Genomic DNA, 26,313 nt, shown 5'->3' on the forward strand with positions numbered 1-26,313 from the left:
CCTGATGGCTGACAACCCCACCACACCGGAAGCCGACGCGGGCAAGGAGACGGGCGCCGCGCACTCCAGCGCGCAGCAGCCCGCCGAGGGGCTCCAGGAGCCCAACGCCGTCGCCGGGCACACCACCAAGGCCCCGGCCGAGCCGGTCCAGGCCGGTCGCACCCGCAAGGGCATGTTCAACGTCGCGGGCACCGGCGACACCTCCGGGTTCGGCGGCCTCGTGCTGCCCGCCTACAGCCCGGCCCCGGCCGAGCGGCCCTACGGCGGCTGGTTCGACGAGTTCACCGACGACCTCACCGCCGCCATGGCGACCCGCGAGGTCCCGGCCGAGGCCATCCAGCAGGTCACCGTCGACCGCGGCGAGATCACCTACTACGTCCACCGCGACCACCTGCTCGCGCTGTGCCGCCTGCTGCGCGACGAGCCCGCGCTGCGCTTCGAGCTGTGCAGCTCGGTGTCCGGTGTGGACTACGGGGTGGACGTGCCGCAACGCCTGCACTCGGTCTACCACCTCACGTCGATGACCTACCGCCGCCGCATCCGGCTGGAGGTCGCCGTCGACGTGGACGACGCGCACATCCCCTCGGTGGTCGAGGTCTACCCGACCTCCGACTGGCAGGAGCGCGAGGCCTGGGACATGTTCGGCATCGTCTACGACGGGCACCCGGCGCTGACCCGGATCCTCATGCCGGACGACTGGGACGGCCACCCCCAGCGCAAGGACTACCCGCTCGGCGGGATCCCGGTGGAGTACAAGGGCGCGGAGATCCCTCCGCCGGACCAGCGGAGGTCGTACTCGTGACCACCAGCAGCGAGAACATCCAGGATGCGAGCTCGCGGGACACCACCGAGGGCCGCGTCTACACGGTCACCGGCGGCGACTGGGACACCGTCCTCGAGGACGCCATCCACGACGAGCGCATCGTCATCAACCTCGGCCCGCAGCACCCGTCCACGCACGGCGTGCTGCGGCTGGTGCTCGAGCTCGAGGGCGAGTCGGTCACCCAGGCCCGCAGCGTGATCGGGTACCTGCACACCGGCATCGAGAAGAACTGCGAGTACCGGACCTGGACCCAGGGCGTCACCTTCGTGACGCGGATGGACTACCTGGCGCCGCTGTCCAACGAGGCCGCCTACTGCCTGGCGGTGGAGAAGCTGCTCGGCATCGAGGCGCCGCGCCGGGCGCAGGTCATCCGGGTGCTGCTGCTGGAGATCAACCGCATCTCCTCGCACCTGGTCGCGCTGGCCACCGGCGGCATGGAGCTGGGCTCGCTGACCGCGATGACCTCCGGCTTCCGCGAGCGCGAGGAAGCGCTGCACGTGCTGGAGTTCATCACCGGCCTGCGGATGAACCACGCGTTCATCCGCCCCGGTGGCGTGGCCCAGGACCTGCCGGACGGCTACGAGGTCAAGGTCAAAGAGTTCCTGCAGACGATGAACAAGCGCCTGCCGGACTACGACAAGCTGCTGACCGGTCAGCCGATCTGGCGCAACCGGCTCAAGGACGTCGGCTACCTCCCGGTGGACGCCTGCCTGGCGCTCGGTGTCACCGGCCCGATCCTGCGCTCCGCGGGCCTGCCGTGGGACCTGCGCAAGACCGAGCCGTACCTGGGCTACGAGGAGTACGACTTCGAGGTCCCCACCTCCAACGACGCCGACTCCTTCGCCCGCTACCTGCTGCGCGTCGAGGAGATCCACCAGTCGCTGCGGATCATCAGCCAGGCGCTCAAGATGCTCGAGCCGGGCCCGGTGATGGTCGAGGACCAGAAGGTCGCCTGGCCCGCCAAGCTGACCATCGGCCCGGACGGCATGGGCAACTCCCTCGAGCACGTCCGCAAGATCATGGGTCAGTCGATGGAGTCGCTGATCCACCACTTCAAGCTGGTCACCGAGGGCTTCCACGTCCCGGCAGGCCAGGTGTACGTGCCGGTGGAGTCCCCGCGCGGCGAGCTGGGCTACCACCTGGTCTCCGACGGCGGCACCCGGCCGCTGCGGGTGCACGTGCGCGAACCCAGCTTCGTGAACCTGCAGTCGATGCCCGCGATGTCCGAGGGCGGCCAGGTCGCCGACGTGATCGCGGCCGTCGCCTCGATCGACCCCGTGATGGGAGGGTGTGACCGTTGAGCAGCACCGGTTCCACATACGGTGGCTCCAGCGTCGGCGCAGGCCGGACGCACCAGGCGTCGGTGGGTGACACCGACGTGCTGGCCGTCTCCCCGGTCGAGGCCGAGCACCTGGTCACCGACATCGCCGAGGACCTCAGCGTCTTCGACGCGCTGACCGTCGAGCGGGCGCAGGCGATCATCGCCCGCTACCCGCAGGCGCGCTCGGCGCTGCTGCCGATGCTGCACCTGGTGCAGTCGGTCGAGGGCAGGGTCAGCCAGGCGGGCATCCAGTTCTGCGCCCTGCAGCTAGACCTGTCCGCGGCCGAGGTCAGCGCGGTGGCGACCTTCTACACCATGTACAAGCGCAAGACCTGCGGCGAGCACCTGGTCAGCGTCTGCACCAACACCCTGTGCGCGGTGCTGGGCGGCGACGAGATCTACAAGAAGCTCGGCGAGCACCTCGGCGAGGACGGCAAGCGCGTCGGCCACAACGAGACCGCGGGGGAGCCGGGCGCGCCCGGCTCCATCACCCTGGAGCACGCCGAGTGCCTGGCCGCCTGCGACCTCGGTCCGGTCATCCAGGTCAACTACGAGTTCTACGACAACCAGACCCCGGAGAAGGCCGTCGCCCTCGTCGACGCGCTGCGCAACGGCGAGAAGCCCGCGCCGACCCGGGGCGCCCCGCTGCGCGACTTCCGCACCGCGGAGCTGGAGCTGGCCGGGTTCTGGCCGGAGGACGAGCCGGGCTACCGGGCCACTGTGGACGGTCCGTCGGCCGCGGTCGAGACCCTGCGCGGCGCCAAGCTGGCCGAGGACCGCGGCTGGACCGCGCCCGCCATGCCGAACCCGCCGCTCCCGGAGGTGGAGAAGAAGTGACGACTCCGGTGAACAAGCCTGCCCCGGTGACGCCGGTGCTGACCAAGCGCTGGCTGTCCCCGACCTCGTGGTCGATCAAGACCTACGAGCAGCTGGAGGGGTACACCGCGCTGCGCAAGGCGCTCGCGGGGACCCCGGAGCAGCTCGTCGAACTCGTGAAGGCGTCCGGGCTGCGCGGTCGTGGCGGCGCGGGCTTCCCGGCGGGCATCAAGTGGTCGTTCATGCCCCCCAACGAGGACAAGCCGCACTACCTGGTGATCAACGCCGACGAGGGCGAGCCGGGCACGTGCAAGGACATCCCGCTGATGATGGCCGACCCGCACTCGCTCATCGAGGGCTGCGTCATCGCCTCGTACGCGATGCGGTCGCACCACTGCTTCATCTACGTGCGCGGCGAGGCGCTGCACTGCATCCGCCGCCTCAACGCCGCGGTGCGCGAGGCGCACGAGGCCGGCTACCTCGGCAAGGACATCCTGGGCTCCGGGTTCGACCTGGAGATCACCGTCCACGCCGGGGCAGGCGCCTACATCTGCGGTGAGGAGACCGCGCTGCTCGACTCGCTGGAGGGCCGTCGCGGCCAGCCGCGGCTCAAGCCGCCGTTCCCCGCCGCCGCAGGCCTCTACGCCGCGCCGACCACGGTGAACAACGTCGAGACCATCGCCAGCGTGCCGTTCATCGTCAACGGCGGCTCCGACTGGTTCCGCACCATGGGCACCGAGAAGTCGCCAGGCCCGAAGATCTACTCGATCTCCGGGCACGTCACCAACCCCGGCCAGTTCGAGGCACCGCTGGGCACCACGCTGCGCGAGCTGCTGGAGCTGGCCGGTGGCATGAAGGACGGCATCCCGCTCAAGTTCTGGACCCCGGGCGGCTCGTCCACTCCGATGTTCACCGCCGAGCACCTCGACGTCCCGCTGGACTTCGAGGGCGCGGCGGCCGCGGGCTCGATGCTGGGCACCACCGCGGTCATGGTCTTCAACGAGACCGTGTCCGTGCCGTGGGCGGTGATGAAGTGGACCCAGTTCTACGAGCACGAGTCCTGCGGCAAGTGCACCCCGTGCCGCGAGGGGACCTACTGGCTCACCGGGATCCTCGAGCGGATGGTCGACGGCAAGGGCACCGAGTCCGACATCGACACCCTGCTCGACATCTGCGACAACATCCTCGGTCGGTCGTTCTGCGCGCTCGGTGACGGCGCGGTCAGCCCGATCACCAGCGGCATCAAGTACTTCCGCGACGAGTTCCTGGCGCTGTGCGACCAGAACCGCGCCGCGCAGGACTCCCCGGCTTACGCAGGAGCGCAGTCATGACCATCGCGCCCGAGAACCCCACCACGACCAAGCCGGTGCCCGAGGGGCACGTGCGCCTGGTGGTCGACGGCCACGAGGTGGACGCCCCCAAGGGCGAGCTGGTCATCCGCACCGCGGAGCGCCTGGGCATCCAGATCCCGCGCTTCTGCGACCACCCGCTGCTCGAACCGGCTGGCGCGTGCCGCCAGTGCCTGGTCGAGGTCGAGGTGGGTGGGCGGCCGATGCCCAAGCCGCAGGCCTCCTGCACCATCACCGTCGCCGACGGCATGGTGGTCAAGACCCAGCTGACCTCGCCGGTGGCGGACAAGGCGCAGCAGGGCGTGATGGAGCTGCTGCTCATCAACCACCCGCTGGACTGCCCGATCTGCGACAAGGGCGGCGAGTGCCCGCTGCAGAACCAGGCGATGGCGCACGGTCGCACCGAGTCCCGCTTCGTCGAGACCAAGCGCACCTTCGCCAAGCCGATCCCGGTGTCCACCCAGGTGCTGCTCGACCGCGAGCGCTGCGTGCTCTGCCAGCGCTGCACCCGGTTCTCCGCGCAGATCGCCGGTGACCCGTTCATCGAGCTGCTCGAGCGCGGCGCCCAGCAGCAGATCGGGATCGCCGAGGAGAAGCCGTTCCAGTCGTACTTCTCCGGCAACACCATCCAGATCTGCCCGGTCGGCGCGCTCACCAGCGCGGCGTACCGGTTCCGGTCCCGCCCGTTCGACCTGGTGTCCACCCCGAGCGTCTGCGAGCACTGCTCGTCGGGCTGCGCGGAGCGCACCGACTGGCGGCGCGGCAAGGTCATGCGCAAGCTCGCTGGCGACGACCCCGAGGTCAACGAGGAGTGGATCTGCGACCGCGGCCGGTTCGCCTTCCGCTACAGCACCCAGCCGGACCGGATCACCCGGCCGCTGGTGCGCGACGCGGGCACCGGCAGGCTGGTCGAGTCCAGCTGGACCGAGGCGCTGCAACTGGCCGCCGCAGGCCTCGTCCGGGCTCGTGACGGCAAGGGCGTCGGCGTGCTCACCGGCGGTCGGCTGACCGTCGAGGACGCCTACTCCTACGCCAAGTTCGCCCGGATCGCGCTGGGCACCAACGACATCGACTTCCGGGCCCGGCCGCACTCGGCCGAGGAGCTGGAGTTCCTGGCGTCCACAGTGGTCGGCACCACCCCGGAGACCGGGGTGACCTTCACCGGCATCGAGCACGCACCGGCCGCGCTGCTGGTCGCGCTCGACCCGGAGGAGGAGGCGCCGATCGTCTTCCTGCGGCTGCGCAAGGCGGCCCGCAAGAACCGGACGAAGGTCTTCCACCTCGGGCAGTGGACGACGCCGAGCGTCACCAAGACCAACGGCACGCTGCTCGCCTGTGTTCCCGGCAGCGAGCCAGCCGCGCTCGACAGCCTCGCCGCACACGCCCCGGACGTCACCGAGGCGCTCGGCGCCGCCGGGTCGGTGATCCTGGTCGGCGAGCGCGCCGCCGGGGTGCCCGGCCTGCTCAGCGCGGTGCTGCGGCTGGCAGGCGAGACCGGCGCCAAGGTGGCCTGGATCCCGCGGCGGGCCGGTGAGCGCGGCGCGCTCGACGCCGGTGCCGCGCCGAACCTGCTGCCCGGTGGCAGGCTGGTCACCGACGACGCCGCCCGCGCCGCAGTCGAGCAGACCTGGGGCCTTGCCGCCGGGTCACTGCCCGCCACCCCGGGCCGCGACACCGACGCGATCCTCGCCGCCGCCGACAACCACAAGCTCGACGGCCTGGTGGTCGGCGGGGTCGACCCGTACGACCTGGCCGACCCGGAGCTGGCGCTGCGCGCGATCGCCGAGGCCGGGTTCGTGGTGAGCCTGGAACTGCGGCACAGCGCGGTCACCGCGCTGGCCGACGTGGTGCTGCCGATCGCCCCCGCGGTGGAGAAGTCCGGCAGCTACCTCAACTGGGAGGGCCGCCGCCGCGAGTTCGGCAACACCCTGGAGGGCACCGGCGCGCTGCCCGACGGCCGGGTCCTCGACTCGCTCGCCGTCGAGATGGACGTCGACCTGTTCACCCAGACCCCGGCCGCGAGCGCGGCCGACCTGGCCAGGCTCGGCTCGGTCGCCCGCTCGGCCACCGCCCCGGACGTCGCGGCCACCGCGGCCCCGAGCGCCGGTGCCGGGCAGGCCGTGCTGGCCAGCTGGCGGCAGCTGCTCGACCTCGGGTCCGGGCAGGACGGTGAGCCGAACCTGGCAGGCACCGCCCGCCAGGTCTACGCCCGGCTCTCCCTCAAGACCGCGACCGACCTCGGTGTCGCGGGCACCGCGACGGTGGCGTCCGACCGCGGCGCGGTCACCGTGCCGGTGCGGATCGCGGACCTGCCCGACGGTGTCGTCTGGCTGCCCGGCAACTCCGCGGGCTCGACCGTGCGCAGGACCCTCGGGGTCGGCCACGGCGCCGTGGTGACGGTGACTGGAGGCAATTCATGACCAGGGCCCAACTCCTGGCCGACGACCCGATCTGGCTCATCCTGATCAAGGCGGTCGCGCTGCTGCTGCTCGGCGCGGTGGCGACGATGGCCATGATCATCCTGGAGCGCAAGATCGTCGCCAGGATGCAGCACCGACCCGGTCCCAACCGGGTCGGCCCCAACGGCTGGTTCCAGTCCATCGCCGACGCGATCAAGCTCCCGTTCAAGGAGCAGATCATCCCGGACACCGCGGACCGGAAGGTCTACTTCCTGGCCCCGATCATGTCCACCATCCCGGCGTTCCTGGCGCTGTCGGTGATCCCGTTCGGCCCGGAGGTCTCGATCTTCGGCGAGCGCACCGTGCTGCAGCTGGTCGACCTGCCGGTCGGTGTGCTGGTGGTGCTGGCCTGCTCGTCGATGGGCGTCTACGGCATCGTGCTCGCGGGCTGGGCGTCCGGCTCCCCGTACCCGCTGCTCGGCGGTCTGCGCTCGGCGGCGCAGGTGATCTCCTACGAGATCGCGATGGGACTGTCCATCGTGGCCGTCATCCTCTACTCGGGATCGCTGTCCACCGGCGACATCGTGGACCGGCAGGCCAGCGGCTGGTACTTCTACCTGCTGATCCCCAGCTTCCTCATCTACTTCATCTCGATGATCGGTGAGACCAACCGGGCGCCGTTCGACCTCCCCGAGGCCGAGTCGGAGCTGGTCGGCGGCTTCCACACCGAGTACAGCTCGATGAAGTTCGCGCTGTTCTTCCTCGCCGAGTACGTCAACATGGTCATCGTCTCCGCGTTCTGCACCACGCTGTTCTTCGGCGGGTACATGGCGCCGTGGCCGATCTCGCTGATCGACGACAACTACTTCAACACCGGCTGGTGGCCGCTGTTGTGGTTCTTCGGCAAGACCTGGATCTTCCTGTTCGTGTTCATCTGGCTGCGCGGCACGCTGCCCCGGATGCGCTACGACCAGTTCATGCGGCTGGGCTGGAAGGTCCTCGTCCCGGCCAACCTGGTCTGGATCGTGCTCGTGGTCGGCATGCGCGCGCTGCGCAACGAGAACGACATCTCCTCCAGCACGGTCCTGATCACCATCGGCATCGTGCTCGCCGTCCTGGTCGGCGTGGTGTTCCTGCTGCCGGAACGCGCGCCCAAGCAGGACGGCCCGATCGTCCCGGTCACCGGTGGCGGGTACCCGGTCCCGCCGCTGGACCTGAAGGTCCCGGACAAGGCCGACCTCAAGCCGAGGGTCCGCCGCAGGCGGGAGAAGGCCGCCGTCGGTGCCGCCGCGGGTGCCCAGAAGGAGACTGAGCAGTGAGCATCTTCGACCCCCTCAAGGGGTTTGGCGTCACCTTCTCGACCATGTTCAAGAAGGTCGTCACCGAGGAGTACCCGGAGAACTTCCCGGGCACCGCGCCCCGCTACCACGGTCGCCACCAGCTCAACCGGCACCCGGACGGGCTGGAGAAGTGCGTCGGCTGCGAGCTGTGCGCCTGGGCCTGCCCGGCCGACGCGATCTTCGTCGAGGGCGGCGACAACACCGAGGACGACCGCTACTCCCCGGGTGAGCGCTACGGCGCCGACTACCAGATCAACTACCTGCGCTGCATCGGCTGCGGCCTGTGCATCGAGGCCTGCCCGACCAGGTCGCTGACCATGCTCAACGACTTCGAGCTCGCCGACGACGACCGGCAGCGGCTGATCTACACCAAGGAGCAGCTGCTCGCGCCGCTGCTGCCCGGCATGGAGCAGCCGCCGCACCCGATGCGGCTCGGCGACAACGAGCAGGACTACTACGTCAACGGCCCGCAGCTGGCCCGCAACGCGGAGGCGGCCAAGTGAGCGCGCTGCTGCTGGCCCAGCAGGCGGCCACCCACGTCACCACCGGTGAGGCGATCGCGTTCTGGGTGCTCGGCCCGCTCGCCCTCGCTGGCGGGCTCGGCATGATCTTCGCCCGCAACGCGGTGCACTCCGCGCTGTTCCTGGTGCTGACCATGCTCAGCCTCGGTGTCATCTACATGGTCCAGCAGGGCCCGTTCCTGGGCTTCGTGCAGATCATCGTCTACACCGGCGCGATCATGATGCTGTTCCTGTTCGTGCTGATGCTGGTCGGGCGGGACTCCTCGGACTCGGTGGTCGAGGTGCTGCGCGGGCAGCGGCTGTGGGCGACGGTGTTCGGCGTCGGCCTCGCGGTGCTGATCGTGGCCGCGGTGGCCCGCGCGCTCACCGACGTCCGGCCGGTCGGGCTGGCAGGCGAGACCGCCAACGGCGGGCAGGGCAACGTCTTCAACATCGGCAAGGCCCTGTTCACCGACTACGTCTTCCCGTTCGAGCTGACCTCGGCGCTGCTCATCACCGCGGCCGTCGGCGCGATGGTGCTCGGCTACGTCGACCGGCACGTGCGCGGCCGCAAGACCCAGAAGGAACTGGTCGAGGCCCGCTTCCGCGGTGAGCACGACCGGCCGTCCCCGCTGCCGGGGCCCGGTGTGTTCGCCACGTCCAACTCGGTCGCCACCCCGGCGCTGCTGCCGGACGGCTCCGTCGCCGAGGAGTCGCTCTCGCGGCTCATCGACGCGACCGCCTCGGCCAAGCTCGACGAGGAGCGCAAGGCCGTCGCGGGCACCCTGCCCGGCCCGGACGCCCGCGCGCTCGCCCCAGGCAAGGAGGAGTCGTGACCCCGACGTACTACCTGCTGCTGTCCGCGCTGCTGTTCACCATCGGCGCCGTCGGCGTCCTGGTGCGCCGCAACGCCATCGTGGTGTTCATGTGCATCGAGCTGATGCTCAACGCGGTGAACCTCTCGCTGGTGACCTTCGCGCGGATCAACGGCAGCCTCGACGGCCAGATCATGGCGTTCTTCGTGATGGTCGTCGCCGCGGCCGAGGTCGTGGTGGGTCTGGCGATCATCATGTCGATCTTCCGGACTCGCCGGACCGCGTCGGTCGACGATTCCAACCTGCTGAAGTACTAAGGGGAACCTCCGGTGACGGGAACCATCAACCTGGCGGCCGAGGTGCAGCAGGCCTCCGGGATCGCCAACCTCGCGTGGCTGCTGCTCGCGCTGCCCGCGCTCGGCGCCGCCGTGCTGCTCATCGCGGGCCGCCGCGCCGACAAGTGGGGCCACCTGCTGGGCAGCGCCACGGTCATCGCCGCGTTCGTCTACGCCGTGCTGCTGTTCTTCGACACCACGTCGTTGGCCGCCGACGACCGCACGCGCGAAGCGCACCTGTTCGACTGGATCTCGATCCACAGCCTGAACGTCGAGTTCGGACTGCGCATCGACCCGCTGTCGCTGACCTTCGTGCTGCTGATCACCGGGGTCGGGTCGCTGATCCACATCTACTCGATCGGCTACATGTCCGACGACCGGGACCGGCGGCGGTTCTTCGCCTACCTGAACCTGTTCGTCTCGGCCATGCTGCTGCTGGTGCTGGGCAACGGCTTCGTGACCCTCTACTTCGGCTGGGAGGGCGTCGGCCTCGCCTCCTACCTGCTGATCGGCTGGTACCAGGGCAAGGACTTCGCGGCCACGGCGGCGAAGAAGGCGTTCCTGATGAACCGGGTCGGCGACGTCGGCCTGGCGCTGGCGATCTTCCTGATGTTCAAGAACATCGGCAGCACCCAGTACTCGGTGGTGTTCGACAAGATCGGCGAGCAGTCGACCGGCGTGATCGTGGCCATCGGCATCCTGCTGCTGCTGGGCGCCTGCGGTAAGTCGGGCCAGTTCCCGCTGCAGGCCTGGCTCCCGGACGCGATGGCGGGCCCGACGCCGGTCTCCGCGCTGATCCACGCCGCGACGATGGTGACCGCGGGCGTCTACCTCATCGCCCGCTCCAACCCGCTGTACTCGCTGCCGCAGGCGGAGGACGCCCGACTGGTCGTGATGATCGTCGGCGCGGTGACGCTGCTGATCGGGTGCGTCATCGGCTGCGCCTACGACGACTTCAAGAAGGTGCTGGCCTACTCGACGGTCAGCCAGATCGGCTACATGATCCTGGCGGTCGGCCTCGGCCCGGCCGGGTACGCCTTCGGCATCCTGCACCTGCTCACGCACGGCTTCTTCAAGGCCGGGCTGTTCCTCGGTGCCGGTTCGGTCATGCACGGCATGAACGACGAGGGCGACATCCGCCGCCTCGGCGGGCTCGCGCGCAAGATGCCGATCACCTTCATCACCTGGACGCTGGGCTACCTGGCGCTGATCGGGTTCCCGTTCCTGTCCGGCTACTTCTCCAAGGACGCCATCATCGCCGCGGCGTTCAGCGAGGGCGGCAGCCGCGGCTGGGTCTTCGGCGGCATCGCGCTGCTGGGCGCGGGCCTGACCGCGTTCTACATGACCCGCCTGCTGATCCTGGTGTTCCTGGGCAAGCCGCGCTGGGAGAACCTCAAGAGCGAGGACGGTCGGGCCTACCACCCGCACGAGTCCGGCTGGACCATGACGCTGCCGATGATCGTCCTGGCGGTCGGCTCGGTCGGCGCCGGTGCCGTGCTGTCCGGCATGCTCCCCGAGTGGCTGTCCCCCACGCTCGGCGAGCTGGTCGAGGAGCACGGTCCGCTCTCGCACACCGTGATCGCGATCCTCACCGTGGCCATCTCGGCCATCGGCGCGGGCATCGCCTTCGCCCTGTTCGGTCGCCGCGAGCAGCCGGTCACCCGGCCGCAGCGGGTGTCCTTCCCGGTCCGCGCCGCGCGCGCCGACCTCTACGGCAACCACCTCAACGAGGCGCTGTTCGCCCGCCCCGGTGTCTGGCTCACCAGGTTCCTGGTGTTCGTCGACAACCGCGGCGTCGACGGACTGGTCAACGGCATCGCGGCAGGCCTGGGCGGTAGCTCGGGTCGACTGCGCAGGCTGCAGACCGGCTTCGTCCGCTCGTACGCGCTGTCCATGCTCGGAGGGTCGATCCTGGTGATCGCCGCACTGCTGATGGTGAGGTTCGCATGAGCACCTCCTCGACCGGGTCCTGGCTGCTGGCGGCGTTGCTGCTGCTGCCGCTGGTCGGCGCCGCCGTCGTGGTCGCGCTGCGCGGCAACGACAAGACCGCCAAGTCGGCCGCGCTGGCCTTCTCCCTCGCCGAGTTCGCGCTCGCCGTGGTGGCCTGGGTCCAGTTCGAACCGAGCGGTGCCCGGCTGCAGCAGGCCTTCTCGTTCGACTGGATCCCCGCCTTCGGCGTGCACATCTCGTTCGCCGTCGACGGCATCGCCCTGGTGATGATCGCGGTCATCGGCCTGCTGGTGCCGCTGGTGATCGGCGCGGGCTGGGTGGACAAGCTGCCGGAGGGCCGCACCAAGGGCGGCTTCTTCGCGCTGATCCTGCTGGAGCAGGCGCTGACCGTCGGTGTGTTCGCCGCGACCGACGTGTTCCTGTTCTACGTGCTGTTCGAGATCATGCTGATCCCGATGTACTTCCTGATCGGCTCCTACGGCGGGGCGCGCAGGCAGTACGCGGCGGTGAAGTTCTTCCTGTACTCGTTCCTCGGCGGCCTGATCATGCTGGCCTCGGTGATCGGCTGCTACGTGCTCGCCGTCGAGCAGAACGGCACCGGCACCTTCGAGTGGGCCGAGCTGGTCAAGGTGGTCAGCACCGCGCCGCTGGAGACCCAGGTCTGGCTGTTCCTCGGCTTCTTCGCCGCCTTCGCGATCAAGGCGCCGCTGGTCCCGCTGCACACCTGGCTGCCGGACGCGACCGCCGAGGCGCCGATCGGGGTGGCCGTCCTGCTGGTCGGCATCCTGGACAAGGTCGGCACCTTCGGCTTCCTGCGCTACCTGCTGCCGATGTTCCCGCTGGCCAGCAAGGAACTCGCGCCGCTGGTGCTGGTGCTCGCCGTCGTCGGCGTGATCTACGGGTCGATGCTGGCGACCGGGCAGCGCGACATCAAGCGGTTCCTCGCCTACGTCTCCATCGCGCACTTCGGCTTCATCGCGCTCGGCATCTTCGCCTTCAGCTCGCAGGCGATGGTCGGCTCGGTCACCTACATGGTCAACCACAGCATCGCCACCGGGATGCTGATCCTGGTGGTCGGCATGGTGATCGCCCGAGGCGGCTCGACCAGGGTCGCCGACTACGGCGGCATGGCCAAGCTGACCCCGGTGCTGGCGGCCATGCTGCTCATCGCGGGCCTGAGCTCGATGTCGCTGCCGGGCACCAACTCGTTCGTCAGCGAGTTCCTGGTGCTCATCGGCTCCTTCCCCAACGCACCGGTCTACACGATCATCGCCACGGTCGGCATGGTCCTCGCCGCGCTCTACGTGCTCTGGCTCTACCAGCGGATCATGCAGGGCCCGGTGCGCGGTGACGCCCTGGTCGGCGCCGCGGGCGGGCCGGGCACGATGGTCGACCCCGCGGTCGGCGCGAAGAAGGCGATCGCCGACCTGAGCGGTCGGGAGAAGCTGGTCCTCGCCCCGCTGGTCGTGCTGATCGTCGGGCTCGGGTTCTTCCCGAAGCCCGTGCTCGACGTCGTGACCCCGGCCGTGGACGCCACGATGTGCCAGGCGGCCCTGGCCGACCCGGTCCAGTCTGGAGAGAGGCAGTTGCAGTGTCGGTGATGTCCTCCGTGCTCCTGCTCGCCCAGGAGCAGGCGCCCGCCCCCGCCAGGGCCGAGGCGCCCCCGCTGACGGCGATCTGGCCGATCCTCATCGTGCTCGGCGCGGCGTGCCTGAGCGTGCTGTTCGAGGCCCTGCTGCCCAAGCACCTGCGCTGGCCCGGCCAGGTCGTGCTGACCCTGCTGACCATCGTGGCCGCGGGCGTCAAGCTCGTCACCTACGTCTCCGGCGCCCCGGCGGCCGGGGAGACCGCGATGTTCGGCACGCTGGCCGTCGACCGGCCCGCGCTGTTCCTGTGGGGGACGCTGCTCGCGCTCTCCCTGGGCGCGGTGCTGCTGATCGCCGACCGCTCGGTCGAGCCGGGCGGAGCGTTCGTGGCCACCGCGGCGATCCGCCCCGGCACCGTGCAGGACCGCGCGCAGGTCGGCTCGACCGGCATGCAGACCGAGGTCTTCCCGCTGACGCTGTTCGCGCTCGGCGGCATGATGGTCTTCTGCGCGGCCAACGACCTGCTGACGATGTTCGTCGCGCTGGAAGTGCTGTCGCTGCCGCTGTACCTGATGTGCGGCCTGGCCCGCCGTCGCCGCCTGCTCTCGCAGGAGGCCGCGGTCAAGTACTTCCTGCTCGGCGCGTTCGCCTCGGCGTTCTTCCTCTACGGCGTCGCGCTGCTCTACGGCTACGCAGGCTCGGTCCGCCTGGCCGACATCTCCGAGGCGGCCGCGGGCAGTGACCGCTCCGACACGCTGCTGTTCGCGGGCATGGGCCTGCTGGTGGTCGGCCTGCTGTTCAAGGCGGCCGTCGGTCCGTTCCACACCTGGACCCCGGACGTCTACCAGGGCGCGCCGACCCCGGTCACCGCGTTCATGGCCGCCTGCACCAAGGTCGCCGCGTTCGGCGGGATCCTGCGCGTGCTGCAGGTCGCGCTGGAGTCGACCCAGTGGGAGTGGCGCGGGGTGCTCTGGGGTGTGGCGATCGTGTCGATGGTCATCGGCGCGGTGCTCGGCCTGACCCAGACCGACGTCAAGCGGATGATCGCCTACTCCTCGGTGGCGCACGCGGGCTTCCTGCTCATCGGCTCCATCGCGGTCACCGAGAAGGGCCTGTCCAGCACGCTGTTCTACCTGCTCACCTACGGCTTCACCACGATCGCCACCTTCGGCGTGATCAGCCTGGTGCGCGACTCCTCCGGCGAGGCGACGCACCTGTCGCAGTGGGCCGGGTTGGCGAAGCGGTCGCCGCTGCTGGCCGCGGTGTTCACCTTCCTGCTGCTCGCGCTCGCGGGCATCCCGCTCACCAGCGGGTTCGTCGGCAAGTTCGTGGTGTTCGAGGCCGCGCTCTCCGACGGCATGGGCCCGCTGGTCGTGGTGGCGCTGGTCGCCTCCGCGGTGGCCGCGTTCTTCTACCTGCGGGTGATCGTGCTGATGTACTTCAGCGAGCCCGCCGCGGACGGTCCCACGGTCACCGTGCCGGGGGCGTTCACCACCGCCGCGATCACCCTCGGCGTCATCATCACGCTGCTGCTGGGCATCGCCCCGGCCTTCGCCCTCGACTGGGCGTCGAGCGGTGTGTTCGCCATCCGGTAACCCGAGATCGGTTGTCCTGTCGCGAAGGCCACCTCCCACCCGGGGGGTGGCCTTCGAGACATCCAGGCCTGGTCACGGCGGGATGCCAAGTAGGCTCGGCATTCCACAGCCACAGCTGATCAGGAGTGCCGCCGCCGTGACCACCACCGAGAACTCCGGCATCCCCGCGTTCCTGGGGCTCGACGACGCCGACCCGGCACTCGTCGGCACCGTCACCGCCGGGCTGGCCAATGTCGAGTCGCTGCTGCGCCAGGTCGTGCACAGCGACTTCGAGTTCGTCGACGAGGCCGCGCTGCACCTGGTGAAGGCCGGGGGCAAGCGCTTCCGCCCGCTGTTCACGCTGCTGTCGGCCCAGTTCAACCAGGGCAGCACCGAGCACGTCATCACCGCGGCCGCCGCGGTCGAGCTGGTGCACCTGGCGACGCTCTACCACGACGACGTGATGGACGAGGCCACCATGCGCCGCGGCGACGCGAGCGCGAACGCCAGGTGGAACAACTCGGTGGCCATCCTCACCGGCGACTTCCTGTTCGCGCACGCCTCGATGCTGGTCGCCGACCTCGGCGCCGACGCCACCAGGGTGATCGCCGAGACCATGCGCGAGCTGGTCACCGGGCAGATGCGCGAGACCGTCGGCCCCGGCGACAGCGACCCGATCGAGCACTACCTGTCGGTGATCGCGCAGAAGACCGGCTCGCTGATCGCCACCTCCGGCCGCTACGGCGCCATGTTCTCCGGTGCCTCCCCGGCCGAGGTGCACGCGCTGTGCCGCTTCGGCGAGATCATCGGCGCCGCGTTCCAGATCTCCGACGACGTCATCGACATCGCCTCGCCCGCCGACGAGTCCGGCAAGACGCCCGGCACCGACCTGCGCGAGGGCGTGCGGACGCTGCCGATGCTCTACGCGCTCGCCGACGGCGGCGACGCCCGGCTGCACCAGCTGCTGGCCGCGCCGATCACCGACGACGCGGAGGTCGACGAGGCGCTGGAGCTGCTGCGCCGATCGGGTGGTCTAGACCGCGCCCGGCGGACGCTGGACTCCTACGCCGACCGCGCGTACGCGGAATTGGCCGCTCTGCCGGGGTGCGCCGCCCGCGACGCGCTCGAGCTACTGACACGTTATGTAGTCGCCCGAACCCGATGAGGCACCCTGGCGCGTACCGAACTGTGACGTAGCGGCTAATTGCGCGGCATGCCGCCGATGGTCCGACGCGTCGCAGTAACCTCCCCTAGGCTTGAACAACCGTATGCCGCGTCGACCGGGACGCGACCGGGAGGGAGACATCGGCGATGCCGTTCTTCGGGCAGGTGTGGGTGTGGAGCCTCGCCGGTTTCCTGGTCGGAGCGGTGCTCTGCTGGCTGCTGATCGCCCTGCCCGCCCGCAAGCGCGTCACCGAGCTCGAGGGCAGGCTCACCGCCGTCCGCAAGCGCGAGGCGCGGCTGGCCGCCGAGGACAGCGGCTACACCTCGGCGATCGTGCCCGGTCTCACCGACACCCGCGACGACCTCGGCTTCGTCCAGCCGCGGCGCACCGGTGAGGACTCCATCCGCCGCGGGCTGCTGACGCTGTCCGACGAGGACGAGAACGGCCTGCGCTCGATGCCCGCCCCCGCGGTCGACGGGCACACCGACTACGACCACCAGCACGACGCGGGTCGCGACGACGAGCACGACCGGGTCGATGCCGCGGACCGGCACGAGGGTGTCGACCGGCACGAAGACGCAGACCGGCACGAAGACGCTGACGACCGCGAGGACGACCGGGACGGTGCCGAGCGGGACTGGGACCGCGAGCCGGAGCACACCGCCGCCGAGCTGACGCAGTACATCCCGCCCGCCACGGAGTCCGGCACCGACTACCGCGAGGAAGCCGCGGAGTACCGAGCCGACTCGGATGCCGACGAGCGTGAGGACGCCACCGCCGAGTACCGCGAGGGTTCCGCCGAGTACCGCGAGGACGCTGCCGAGTACCGCGAAAGCGCCGCGGGGGAGTACCGCGAGGACGGTGCGGGCGTCGAGGCCGACTACCGCGAGGGCTTCCGGGCGGCCGCCGAGCAGGACGAGGACCGCGACTGGTTCGACCGCGACCGGCCCGGCCGGCTCGTGGACGACCTCGACGAGACCGCCGACACCGAGGCCGACTCCGAGTACTACGCCGACGACGACCAAGCCGCCCGGGTTGTCGGCGACACCGACGACGAGCACGCGCTGCCCGCCGCCGAGGACGACCGCGACGACGAGACCGGCACGATCTTCACCCAGCACACCACGCCGATCCCGGCCGAGCTGATCCGCCGGATCGACGCCGAGGGCAAGGCCGAGGCCGACCACGCCCCGGTCAACGGGACCTCGCTGACCGACGACGCGCTGGTCGACGACCTCGACGACGAGCCGGACCTCGACCGCACCGGCTACCTCGACCCCGAGGCGGTCGCCCGCTACGGCGACCACGCCGCCCGCGGTGACCTCGCCGACGCCGACGAGCACCACGACGGCGACAGCAGCACCGAGCACGACCACGACGAGGAGACCCGCGCCGCCGAACGCCGCGCTGACGACCCCGCGATCAACACCGTCGACGCGACGCAGTTCGTCGTGCCGGTCGCGCGGGTGGAACCGGAGCACGTCGAGCCGGAGCCGGTGGCCGAGGTCGAGCCGCAGCGGCAGCCCGCGCACGCCGCGGTGGAGCCGGTCGGGTTCGTCGAGCAGGAACCCGCACTGGCGGTGACCGACCAGCCCGGGTTCCAGCAGCCAATTCAGCCGACGCCCGCCTACGCGGAGGCGCTGCCGGAGAGGAACTCGAGTTTGTTGCCCAAGCGGATCCCGTCGAAGCCGCAGAACCGGTTCCCCTTCGGTGTGCAGACCTCCACCACGCCGACCGCGTCCGTCCCGGCGCCGGTGGTCGCCGAGCCGGTCGCCGCGAAGCAGACCACGCCCGACCGCGAGCGGTCGCTGTTCGAGCCGATCCTGCCCGCCGACAACGCCGAGGCCGCCAAGCCCGCGCCCCCGCCGCCGAACCGCCTGCGCGGCGCCAGGACCCTGCAGCAGACCCCGTCCGGCGTCGACCCGTTCGTCCCGCCCGGCCCGTTCGGCCCCGGCTCGGCGATGCCGCTGCCCGGCGGCCGGTCCCCGTCGAGCGAGTACACGATCAAGGCCAGCGTGACGGCCCTGCGCTACTGCGCCCCCGACTCGGCCAAGTTCGACCGCACGGTCGCCGAGGTGTGGTTCCGCTCGGTCGCCGACGCCGAGCGGGTCGGCTTCCGCCCCCTCGGCTGACGTCACCCGAAGGTGTCCGGTCCGGGAACCGTCCGGCCGCGCCTAGGTGGCAGCTGTCCACCCAGAGTGATACAAGGGGTGTCTGGCTGTAGCACAACGGCGAACCCCGGTTGGGCACGACGGCGCACGAGGAGGCATCCGGTGAGGCGACCGGTTCTGTGGTGCGTGCTGTCCTTCCTGCTGGGCGTGGCCCTCACCTGGCGCTACCTCACCCGCAAGCCCCCACCGCGCCCCCCTTGGGTCATCCCGACCCCCAAGGTCCGCATCCCCCTGCAATCCCCCACCGCCCCCGACGACGAGTTCACCCACGTCTCCGGCACCCTCGACGACGCCTTCACCGCCCCAGCCGCCCCCGCAGGCCCCGACGGCATGGCCCCCTCCACGGACTACACCGTCAAAGGCACCCACGGCATCTTCCACACCACCGAATCCCCCGCCTACCCCACCACCACAGCCACCGTCTGGTTCCGCACCGTAGCCGACGCCGAACGCGCAGGCTTCCTCCCCTGGACCACCACCAGCGACCGGTAGCTCTAGCTCGCCTGGTGCTGGTCGGCGTTGTCAGGGGTTGGTCCAGAAGACCAATCGTCGACCCCGTAGCGGTCGCGGGCCTTGGCGGCCAGGTCCGGGTGGTCGTGCCGGACCAGGAGGTCCACCAGGTCGCGGCCGAACAGCGCGTGGCGCTCGTCCGCCGGGTCCGGCAGCAGCTCGTCCGGCACCTCGTCGGGACCGGTCACCACCCCGGAACTGTCCACGACGAACAGACCCGGCTCCGCGAACCCGTTGTCCAGGCCTGGTTGCTGGTCCAGCCGGGCCGTGGGGCGCAGGTGTTCGGGTACCAGGGAGCGGAACGCCTCGTCCACCTCGGTGTCCCTGGCCGCGGCCGAGAGCCGGGCGAGTGAGCCGATGAGGTCGACGGTCTCCTCGACCTTGGACTTGTCCCTGGCCAGCCACCACACCACCGTGCTCCCGGCGCTGGTGAGCACCTCGTCGGTCAGGTACTCGCGCACGAACCGCTCGTTGGCGATCTCCAGCTTGGCCAGGTGCTGCTGCCTGCGCAGCGCGGCCATGTCGCGCAGGTAGGCGCGGTGTTCCTCGTTGACGTACACCCGGACCTCCGCGGCCCAGGCGCGCACGGTGTTCGTGCTGTCGGTCGCGGGGTGGCTGAGGGTGGCGGCGATGGCGTGGACCGCGCCGGTGTCCTCGGGGTGGTGGGACCGGGCGGCCTGGTGCGCGCGGTGCAGTACTGCCTGCACGGCGAGCACTCCCGGATCCGGATGCCCGTGCGCCAGTTGGTACCACTGCACGGTGCAGCTGAGCGTGAACGGGATGTCCCCCTCCGAACTCGGCAGGCGCACCGAGGTCACCTCGCGGCTCGCGGGCGGCGGGGGTTGTGGCGCGGGCACCGGCTCCGGCTCGGGCTGCTGCCGCGGTGGCGGGATCGACCTGCTCTCCCGGCGATCCGGACCTCGCGTCGCCAGCACCCCGGTGCCGACGATCAGGGCCACCGCGAGCACGATGTTGACCCAGTCCGCCCACTCGAGGAGAGAGCCCGCGGTGAGGGCCAGCGCCAGTGCTGTTCCGCCGGTGAGGACCACCCTGGTGTCCCTGGTCATGCCCGTCCACTCCGTTCGCTGGTGTCCAGTGCCGCGTCGATGAGCGGCAGCAACGTCTCGGCACGGGCGATGGCCGCCTGCCGCGCCTGGGGGTCGTTCGCTCGCCGGACCTGCGCCCTGGCGAGCACGAAGAGTTCGTTGAGCAGCGCGGACCTGCCCGCGCAGGCCCGCACCACCAGCGCCGGATCGGTCCCGATCCACCGCCACAGGTCGTCCGGTGGGACGACGCGGGTGGTGTCGCACAGCAGCGCCTCCCACAGCTGGACCAGGTCGTCGCGCGAGCGGGTCTCGGCGGCCAGGTGTGGGGGCAGGTCGAGCGCGAGCAGGATGGCGCGGTTGGCCGAGTTCATCCGCTGGTCGAGCAGCCGGTAGAGCAGCCACCGGTGCAGGCCGTGCTTGCGCACCAGCCCGACAAGGGCGTCGACTGCCGCGCCCACCACCTTGGTGTCCCGGTGCCGGGTGAAGTGGTGCAGCCGCACGAGGGCCTGGAACGGCCTGGTCGGTGCGATGTCCTCCACGCACGCGTCGACGAGCACCCTGGCGAACGAGGTCGGCAGGGAGTGGTCCGTGGCTCGGTGGTAGACGTATCGCCTGGCCGCCTTGGAAGTCCGGTTGTCGCGCAGTCCGATCGCGACGGCCTGGGCTGCCAGCGCGATCCCGCGCCGGTGGTCCGACCAGCTGCGGGCCAGCGCCAGCAGCGGTTCCGGCGCGCCGGTGGTGAGCTGGAGTTCCGCGTACCGGTCCACCAGGTCGGCGGCGGCCTCGTAGGGCATGTCCTCGGACACGGCGACCGTGCCGACCCACTCGGCGACTTCCGCGCGCAGACCGGGGAAGTAGGTCCAGAAGTGCGTGCGCAGGGCCGAGTCCAGTGCGAAGTCGGTGAACTCCACGGTGCGGCAGCCGTCGGCGCGCAGGTGCGCGGCCGTCATCCGCTCGGCCAGGTGGGTGCCGTCGAGGACGTGTTCCTCGGCCGCCGGGATCTCGATCTCGTCGTGCAGCGCCTGCTCCGCGGTGGCCAGCGCCTCGACCGGGGCGCCGGGCAGGAACGCGGCGGCGACGAGCAGGGCCCGGCGAGCGGCCTGCTGATCGCCGGAGAACAGCTTCTGCGCCTGGGCGGCCCGCTCGAACCGCGCCGCCATCGCCGCCGCGAGCCAGGTGCCGGTGGTCTTGCCCTGGCCGGTGTCCCTGGCCCTGACCACCACCCTCGCCAGGTCGGCGATGCGCCCCACCGGGTCGGACCGCAGGCAGTCCGCCAGCCTGGCCACCGGCGGCGGTGGGTCCGGCAGGCCGATGCCTTCGGGGGCCAGGTGCGCGCGCAGGACCTCCGCGCCGTCCGGGCGGTCGACGTCGACCCGGAGTGCGGCAAGGGAGTCGGCGAGCAGGAAGACCTGGTCGGGCCGCACCAGCAGGACCAGCCGCGCCTGTTTGCGCGTGACCTCCGCCTGGTAGGCCTCCAGGTCCGGCTGCATGGCCCGCACCCGCTCGTCGTCGGCCGCGCACAGGTCGAGCAGCAGCCGCTCACCCTCTTTCAGCTGGGTGGTGTCGAGTGCCGGGTCTTCGTCGTCGCCGCGGTCGTCCAGCACGCGGAGTTCGTCGAGATGGCTGTTTCCGCGCGCTGTCAACAACATCAGCGCCGTGGTGCGCGCGCCGGACTCGCTGGTGCCGGCTAGCACTACCGTCGACGACCGGGTGAACGCCGCGAACGGGAAACCCGCGGGCGCGACGAACCGCTCGGCTCGCCTGCGGATCTCCTCGGCCGCGATGAACCGCAGGCTGCGTCTTACGCGCTGTTGCGCGTGGTAGTGGTTGTTGGTGACGTTGGTCTGGCTGCCAGAACCAGAGTTGACGTTGGCCGTCTCGTCGAACCTGTAGCTGGTGGAGGTCATCGGGTACCGCGGTTGTCGTGGTACTGGGCGTTGTCGCCGTTGAACTGGTTGCCGGAACCGGTGTTGACGTTCGCCGGCCTCTGGAAGGTGTAGTTGTTGGTCGCCTGGGTGACATCGCGGCCCGCCTGGACCACGTCGCCGTGCACGTGGTGGGCGGTGTTCCGGGTGGAGCCCGCGGCGTGGTCGATGTCCTCGGTCGGTTGCTCGGCCTGGGTCACCGGCGGCAGGAACCCGTGGCGCAGCAGGTCGCCCGTCGGCACCGGGACTCGCAGGTAGGCGAGGTCGCTGTAGGACTTGACCTCGACCGGCGCCTGGACGTAGAGCTCCGGGGATTCACCGCTGTACCCGCTCTGGACCGCGTCGGTGAAAGCGCGCCCGGACACGATCGCGGCGACCCGGGTGCTCGGCCCTGAGCGGGTGAGCAGGTCCTTGACCGGCGCGGAGTCGAGCAGCCGGTGCGCCTCGACCCGCGCCACGCCACTGCCCTCGCTGAGCAGCTCGCGGCCGGAGTCGGTGACCGGGCCGACGTGCACGCTGACCCGCATCCGCAGCGGCGCCGCGTCGGCGGCGACCCGGTCCCAGAACTCCAACTCCTCGTGCAGCGCCCGCAGGAACGGTGTGAGCAGCAGCGGGAGCACCTCGGCTGGGAACCCGGCCGCGTACCCGTCACCGGTGCCGAACCCGAACCGCCTGGTGTCCCACACCTCGCTGAGCCCGCACCGCTCGAACGCGGCCCGCAGCACCGCGGGCACCCGGTCGGTCACCTCGGCGTGGTGGTGGCCGAGCAGGCCGCTGAAGTCCCGGATGTCGACCACCAGCAGCGCCCGGTACGGCGGCAGCCGCGTCGCCCTGCTCGCGGGGTGGTCGGTCTTGTCGTCGGTCACCCGACGAGCTTGGCCAGCCCCCGGGCGCCGAACTGTCCGCCATCGGACAGGTCGACTGCGAGCTGGGTCACAGACCGGCGAACGCCCGCAGCAGGCCGGGATCGGCGACGACGAGGTGCCCGTGGTCCTGCCGCAGCGCGCCGCTGTCCTTGAGCCGCAGCAGGTGCTGGGAGATGGTGCTGCGGACCACCCCCAGCGAGTTGGCCAGTTCCTGCTGGGAGAACGGGACCCGGTACCGGTCGGCGACGGCGTCGTCGGCGAGCGCCACCACCTCGAGCAGGAGTCGGGCGATCTTGCGCTCAGGGCTGAAGTGCACCAGTTCGACCTGGTAGGGCACGGTCTGCGACAGCTTCGACAGCGAGTAGTCCGCCAGTGCCGCCTGCCCGTTGTGCTCCTCCAGGAAGGCGTTGAACCGCTCGGCGGGCACGACGCTGACGGTGCACCGGTCGATGGTCTCCACGGTCGCCGTGCGCCGGGAGGCCGACCGCGCCGCGATCTCCCCCAGCAGGTCACCCGCCCCGCGCAGCGCGAGCAGCAGCCGACCGCCGTCCGGTTCCGTGCCGAACACCTTCACCCGACCGGACAGCAGCACCAGCACCGTCGTCCCCGGATCGCCCTGCCGCAGCAGCGGCACCCGGGGGCCGTGCACGCGCGGGACGCCGAGCTCCAGCAGTCGCGCCCACTTCGATTCCCCCACCACGCCGCGGAATCCCCGCGCACCCTTGTTCACGCTGGATGAATAGCGCATCGCTGACCGTGACCGTGGTTCGCCGGTCGACGATCACCCGTTTGCCCGCCGGGAAAAGAAGCGAGCCCCCACCGGTTCGGTGAGGGCTCGGTTCGGTGGAGCGGGACCTAGGCGATGACGGTCCAGGTGTCCTTGCCGCGGAGCAGGGTGTCGAGGTCTGCGGGGCGGGTGGCCTTGGCGTCGTCGACCTGGGCTCGGGCCTGGTCGTCGTAGGTGGGGCGGGAGACCGAGCGGAAGACGCCGGTGACGGTGTGGCTGAGGTCCTGGGTGGACAGGCGGGAGAGGGCGAAGGCGTAGGACGGGTCCTCGGTGTGCGAGTCGTGCACGACCAGGGCGTCCGCGCCGACCTCGCTGACCTTGGCGACGGCCAGCGACCCGAAACCGGACCGGATGACCCCGTACTCGCCCTCCGCGCCGAAGCGGATCGGCTTGCCGTGCTCCAGCGGGATGAGCCTGCGCTCGGCCTCGCCCGCTTCCTTCAGGACGTCGAACGCGCCGTCGTTGAAGATCGGGCAGTTCTGGTAGATCTCGACCAGGGCCGAGCCGCGGTGTTCGGCGGCCTGGCGCAGGACCTCGGTGAGCCCGGCGCGGTCGGAGTCCAGTGCGCGGCCGACGAAGGTGGCCTCGGCGCCCAGTGCCAGCGACACCGGGTTGAACGGGTAGTCCAGCGAGCCCATCGGGGTGGACTTGGTGACCTTGCCCGGTTCCGAGGTCGGCGAGTACTGGCCCTTGGTGAGCCCGTAGATCCGGTTGTTGAACAGCAGGATCTTGAGGTTCACGTTGCGGCGCAGGGTGTGGATCAGGTGGTTGCCGCCGATGGACAGCGCGTCGCCGTCGCCGGTGACGACCCAGACCGACAGGTCGGGGCGGGCGGTGGCCAGGCCGGTGGCGATGGCCGGGGCGCGGCCGTGGATGGAGTGCATCCCGTAGGTGTTCATGTAGTACGGGAAGCGCGACGAGCAGCCGATGCCGGAGATGAAGACGATGTTCTCCCGGCGCAGCCCCAGCGACGGCAGGAACGACTGCACGGCGTTGAGCACGACGTAGTCGCCGCACCCCGGGCACCAGCGGACTTCCTGGTCGGACTTGTAGTCCTTGGCCTTCTGCGGTTCGTCGGTGGTCGGCACCCCGGCGAGTCCGGGGAGCCCCAAGTCGATCGTGGTCATCCCGCATCGACCCCCTTCACGATGTCGGTGAGCACGTTCTGCAGTTCCTCGGCCTTGAACGGCAGGCCTGCGACCTTGGTGTAGCTGACGACGTCGACGAGGTACTTGCCCCTGAGCAGCAACGCCAACTGCCCCAGGTTCATTTCCGGCACGACGACCTTGTCGTAAGACCGCAGCACGTCGCCGAGGTTGGCCGGGAACGGGTTGAGGTTGCGCAGGTGGGCCTGGGCGACGGAGTGCCCGAGCTTGCGCACCCGGCGGCACGCGGCGCCGATCGGCCCGTACGACGAGCCCCAGCCCAGCACCAGCACCCGCGCCTTGCCGGTCGGGTCGTCGACGGCGAGGTCCGGCACCGGGATGTTGTCGATCTTGGCTTGCCGCAGCCGGACCATCCGGTCGTGGTTGTCGGGCTCGTAGGAGATGTTGCCGGTCCCGTCGGCCTTCTCCAGCCCGCCGATGCGGTGCTGCAGGCCGGGGGTGCCGGGGACGGCCCACGCGCGGGCCAGCGTCTCCGGGTCGCGCAGGTACGGCCAGAACGTCGACCCGTCCGGGGAGTTGGGCTCGGTCGCGAACTCCACCGTCAGGTCGGGCAGGTCGGCGGCGTCGGGGATCAGCCACGGCTCGGAGCCGTTGGCCACCGCGCCGTCGGAGAGCAGCAGCACCGGGGTGCGGTACTTCAGCGCGATGTGCGTCGCCTCGATCGCGGCGGCGAAGCAGTCGGCAGGCGACTGCGGGGCGACGATCGGCACCGGCGACTCGCCGTTGCGGCCGAACATCGCCTGCAGCAGGTCGGCCTGCTCGGTCTTGGTCGGCAGGCCGGTCGACGGCCCGCCGCGCTGCACGTCGATCACCAGCAGCGGCAGTTCGGTCATCACGCCGAGGCCGATGGTCTCGGACTTGAGCGCGACACCGGGTCCCGAGGTCGAGGTGACCCCGAGCGCACCGCCGTAGCTGGCGCCCAGCGCCGCGCAGATGCCCGCGATCTCGTCCTCGGCCTGGAAGGTCGTGATGCCGAACTGCTTGTACTTCGACAGCTCGTGCAGGATGTCCGACGCCGGGGTGATCGGGTACGTGCCCAGCAGCACGGGCAGCTTCGACTGCTGCGCCGCCGCGACGATCCCGTAGGCGAGCGCGGTGTTGCCGGTGATCTGCCGGTAGGTGCCAGGGGCGAGCTTGGCCGGGGCGACCTCGTAGGTGACCGCGAACGCCTCGGTGGTCTCGCCGTAGTAGAAGCCCGCGCGGAACGCGAGGACGTTGGCCTCCGCGATGTCCGGCTTCTTGGCGAACTTCTCGCGCAGGAACCGTTCGGTGCCCTCCGTCGGCCGGTGGTACATCCACGAGAGCAGCCCGAGCGCGAACATGTTCTTGCACCGCTCGGCGTCCTTCTTACCGAGGCCGGTGTCGGCAAGAGCGCCCTGGGTGATCGTGGCCATCGCGACCTGGTGGACCTGGTAGGCGGCGAGCGAGTCGTCTTCGAGCGGGTTGACCGCGTAACCGACCTTGGTCAGGTTCCGCTTGACGAACTCGTCGGTGTTGACGATCAGCGTGCCGCCCGCGGGCAGGTCGGCGATGTTGGCCTTGAGCGCGGCCGGGTTCATGGCGACCAGCACGTCGGGGCGGTCGCCGGGGGTCAGGATGTCGTAGTCGGCGAAGTGGACCTGGAAGCTGGAGACGCCGGGGATGGTGCCCTGGGGGGCGCGGATCTCCGCCGGGAAGTTGGGCATGGTGGAGAGGTCGTTGCCGAACGCAGCGGCCTCCGAGGTGAAGCGGTCGCCGGTGAGCTGCATGCCGTCACCGGAGTCACCGGCGAACCGGATCACCACTCGGTCGAGTTTGGTGACCGCGGCCGCCCGCGGGGTCCCGGTGGCGGCAGTACCACCGTCCACACCTGTGCTCATGAGCTGCCGA

At 70.6% G+C, this 26,313-nt stretch carries 21 protein-coding genes; 15 read left to right on the plus strand and 6 right to left on the minus strand.

Annotated features, from left to right (window positions below; translation table 11 throughout):
* Positions 1–4: 4 nt before the first annotated feature.
* The 15 genes from BMY07_RS11635 (at position 5) to BMY07_RS11705 (ending at position 18,636) form a co-directional block, all read left to right on the plus strand.
* Complete coding sequence (locus BMY07_RS11635; RefSeq protein ID WP_092777492.1) at positions 5–802, plus strand: NADH-quinone oxidoreductase subunit C; 798 nt, start codon at positions 5–7, stop codon at positions 800–802.
* On the plus strand, positions 799–2,124 hold the full coding sequence (locus BMY07_RS11640) for an NADH-quinone oxidoreductase subunit D (protein WP_092777494.1): 1,326 nt from the start codon (positions 799–801) through the stop codon (positions 2,122–2,124). The genes BMY07_RS11635 and BMY07_RS11640 overlap by 4 nt, the downstream gene beginning before the upstream one ends.
* On the plus strand, positions 2,121–2,981 hold the full coding sequence (nuoE, locus tag BMY07_RS11645; RefSeq protein WP_092777496.1) for an NADH-quinone oxidoreductase subunit NuoE: 861 nt from the start codon (positions 2,121–2,123) through the stop codon (positions 2,979–2,981). The genes BMY07_RS11640 and nuoE overlap by 4 nt, the downstream gene beginning before the upstream one ends.
* Entirely contained in the window at positions 2,978–4,291 is a 1,314-nt protein-coding gene (nuoF, locus tag BMY07_RS11650) for an NADH-quinone oxidoreductase subunit NuoF (protein WP_177215543.1), read from the plus strand. The genes nuoE and nuoF overlap by 4 nt, the downstream gene beginning before the upstream one ends.
* Positions 4,288–6,729, plus strand: a complete 2,442-nt coding sequence (locus tag BMY07_RS11655; RefSeq protein ID WP_092777498.1) for an NADH-quinone oxidoreductase subunit G — start codon at positions 4,288–4,290, stop codon at positions 6,727–6,729. Before nuoF ends, BMY07_RS11655 begins: the two co-directional genes overlap by 4 nt.
* Positions 6,726–8,027, plus strand: a complete 1,302-nt coding sequence (gene nuoH / locus BMY07_RS11660) for an NADH-quinone oxidoreductase subunit NuoH (protein WP_092777500.1) — start codon at positions 6,726–6,728, stop codon at positions 8,025–8,027. Before BMY07_RS11655 ends, nuoH begins: the two co-directional genes overlap by 4 nt.
* Positions 8,024–8,551, plus strand: a complete 528-nt coding sequence (gene nuoI, locus BMY07_RS11665; RefSeq protein WP_092777502.1) for an NADH-quinone oxidoreductase subunit NuoI — start codon at positions 8,024–8,026, stop codon at positions 8,549–8,551. The genes nuoH and nuoI overlap by 4 nt, the downstream gene beginning before the upstream one ends.
* On the plus strand, positions 8,548–9,384 hold the full coding sequence (locus BMY07_RS11670) for an NADH-quinone oxidoreductase subunit J (RefSeq protein ID WP_092777504.1): 837 nt from the start codon (positions 8,548–8,550) through the stop codon (positions 9,382–9,384). The genes nuoI and BMY07_RS11670 overlap by 4 nt, the downstream gene beginning before the upstream one ends.
* On the plus strand, positions 9,381–9,680 hold the full coding sequence (gene nuoK / locus BMY07_RS11675) for an NADH-quinone oxidoreductase subunit NuoK (RefSeq protein ID WP_092777506.1): 300 nt from the start codon (positions 9,381–9,383) through the stop codon (positions 9,678–9,680). The genes BMY07_RS11670 and nuoK overlap by 4 nt, the downstream gene beginning before the upstream one ends.
* A gap of 12 nt (positions 9,681–9,692) precedes the next feature.
* Positions 9,693–11,648 (plus strand): NADH-quinone oxidoreductase subunit L, encoded by a 1,956-nt coding sequence (nuoL, locus tag BMY07_RS11680; protein ID WP_425426270.1) that lies wholly within the window; start codon positions 9,693–9,695, stop codon positions 11,646–11,648.
* Positions 11,645–13,249 (plus strand): NADH-quinone oxidoreductase subunit M, encoded by a 1,605-nt coding sequence (locus BMY07_RS11685; RefSeq protein ID WP_092777508.1) that lies wholly within the window; start codon positions 11,645–11,647, stop codon positions 13,247–13,249. The genes nuoL and BMY07_RS11685 overlap by 4 nt, the downstream gene beginning before the upstream one ends.
* Entirely contained in the window at positions 13,249–14,829 is a 1,581-nt protein-coding gene (gene nuoN / locus BMY07_RS11690; RefSeq protein WP_092778291.1) for an NADH-quinone oxidoreductase subunit NuoN, read from the plus strand. The genes BMY07_RS11685 and nuoN overlap by 1 nt, the downstream gene beginning before the upstream one ends.
* 136 nt (positions 14,830–14,965) lie before the next feature.
* A complete protein-coding gene (locus BMY07_RS11695) occupies positions 14,966–15,973 on the plus strand; it encodes a polyprenyl synthetase family protein (protein WP_245782330.1) in 1,008 nt (335 codons plus the stop codon).
* Between the two features lie 146 nt (positions 15,974–16,119).
* Positions 16,120–18,105, plus strand: a complete 1,986-nt coding sequence (locus BMY07_RS33625; protein ID WP_143073443.1) for a sunset domain-containing protein — start codon at positions 16,120–16,122, stop codon at positions 18,103–18,105.
* A 141-nt stretch (positions 18,106–18,246) separates the two neighbouring features.
* The gene (locus BMY07_RS11705) at positions 18,247–18,636 is read left to right on the plus strand and encodes a sunset domain-containing protein (RefSeq protein ID WP_092777512.1); all 390 of its coding nucleotides are present in this window, start codon (positions 18,247–18,249) and stop codon (positions 18,634–18,636) included.
* Between the two features lie 2 nt (positions 18,637–18,638).
* On the opposite strand, the gene BMY07_RS33630 is transcribed toward BMY07_RS11705, so the two are convergent.
* From BMY07_RS33630 to BMY07_RS11740, 6 genes are all read right to left on the minus strand, one after another.
* Positions 18,639–19,721 (minus strand): hypothetical protein, encoded by a 1,083-nt coding sequence (locus BMY07_RS33630; protein ID WP_143073444.1) that lies wholly within the window; start codon positions 19,719–19,721, stop codon positions 18,639–18,641.
* Positions 19,718–21,607, minus strand: a complete 1,890-nt coding sequence (locus BMY07_RS34275) for a hypothetical protein (protein WP_092777518.1) — start codon at positions 21,605–21,607, stop codon at positions 19,718–19,720. Before BMY07_RS34275 ends, BMY07_RS33630 begins: the two co-directional genes overlap by 4 nt.
* Complete coding sequence (locus BMY07_RS11725) at positions 21,604–22,491, minus strand: nucleotidyl cyclase domain-containing protein (RefSeq protein WP_092777520.1); 888 nt, start codon at positions 22,489–22,491, stop codon at positions 21,604–21,606. The genes BMY07_RS34275 and BMY07_RS11725 overlap by 4 nt, the downstream gene beginning before the upstream one ends.
* Positions 22,492–22,558: 67 nt before the next feature.
* Positions 22,559–23,221 carry a Crp/Fnr family transcriptional regulator gene (locus tag BMY07_RS11730; protein WP_177215544.1) on the minus strand — a complete coding sequence of 221 codons (663 nt, stop codon included), beginning with the start codon at positions 23,219–23,221 and terminating at the stop codon, positions 22,559–22,561.
* 125 nt (positions 23,222–23,346) lie between these two features.
* Positions 23,347–24,405: a 2-oxoacid:ferredoxin oxidoreductase subunit beta gene (locus BMY07_RS11735; protein ID WP_092777524.1), complete on the minus strand. Its 1,059-nt coding sequence runs from the start codon at positions 24,403–24,405 to the stop codon at positions 23,347–23,349.
* Complete coding sequence (locus tag BMY07_RS11740) at positions 24,402–26,303, minus strand: 2-oxoacid:acceptor oxidoreductase subunit alpha (RefSeq protein ID WP_092777525.1); 1,902 nt, start codon at positions 26,301–26,303, stop codon at positions 24,402–24,404. The genes BMY07_RS11735 and BMY07_RS11740 overlap by 4 nt, the downstream gene beginning before the upstream one ends.
* Positions 26,304–26,313: the final 10 nt, after the last annotated feature.

The sequence above is a fragment of the Actinokineospora terrae genome, assembly GCF_900111175.1.
GTDB classification, from domain to species: Bacteria; Actinomycetota; Actinomycetes; order Mycobacteriales; family Pseudonocardiaceae; genus Actinokineospora; species Actinokineospora terrae.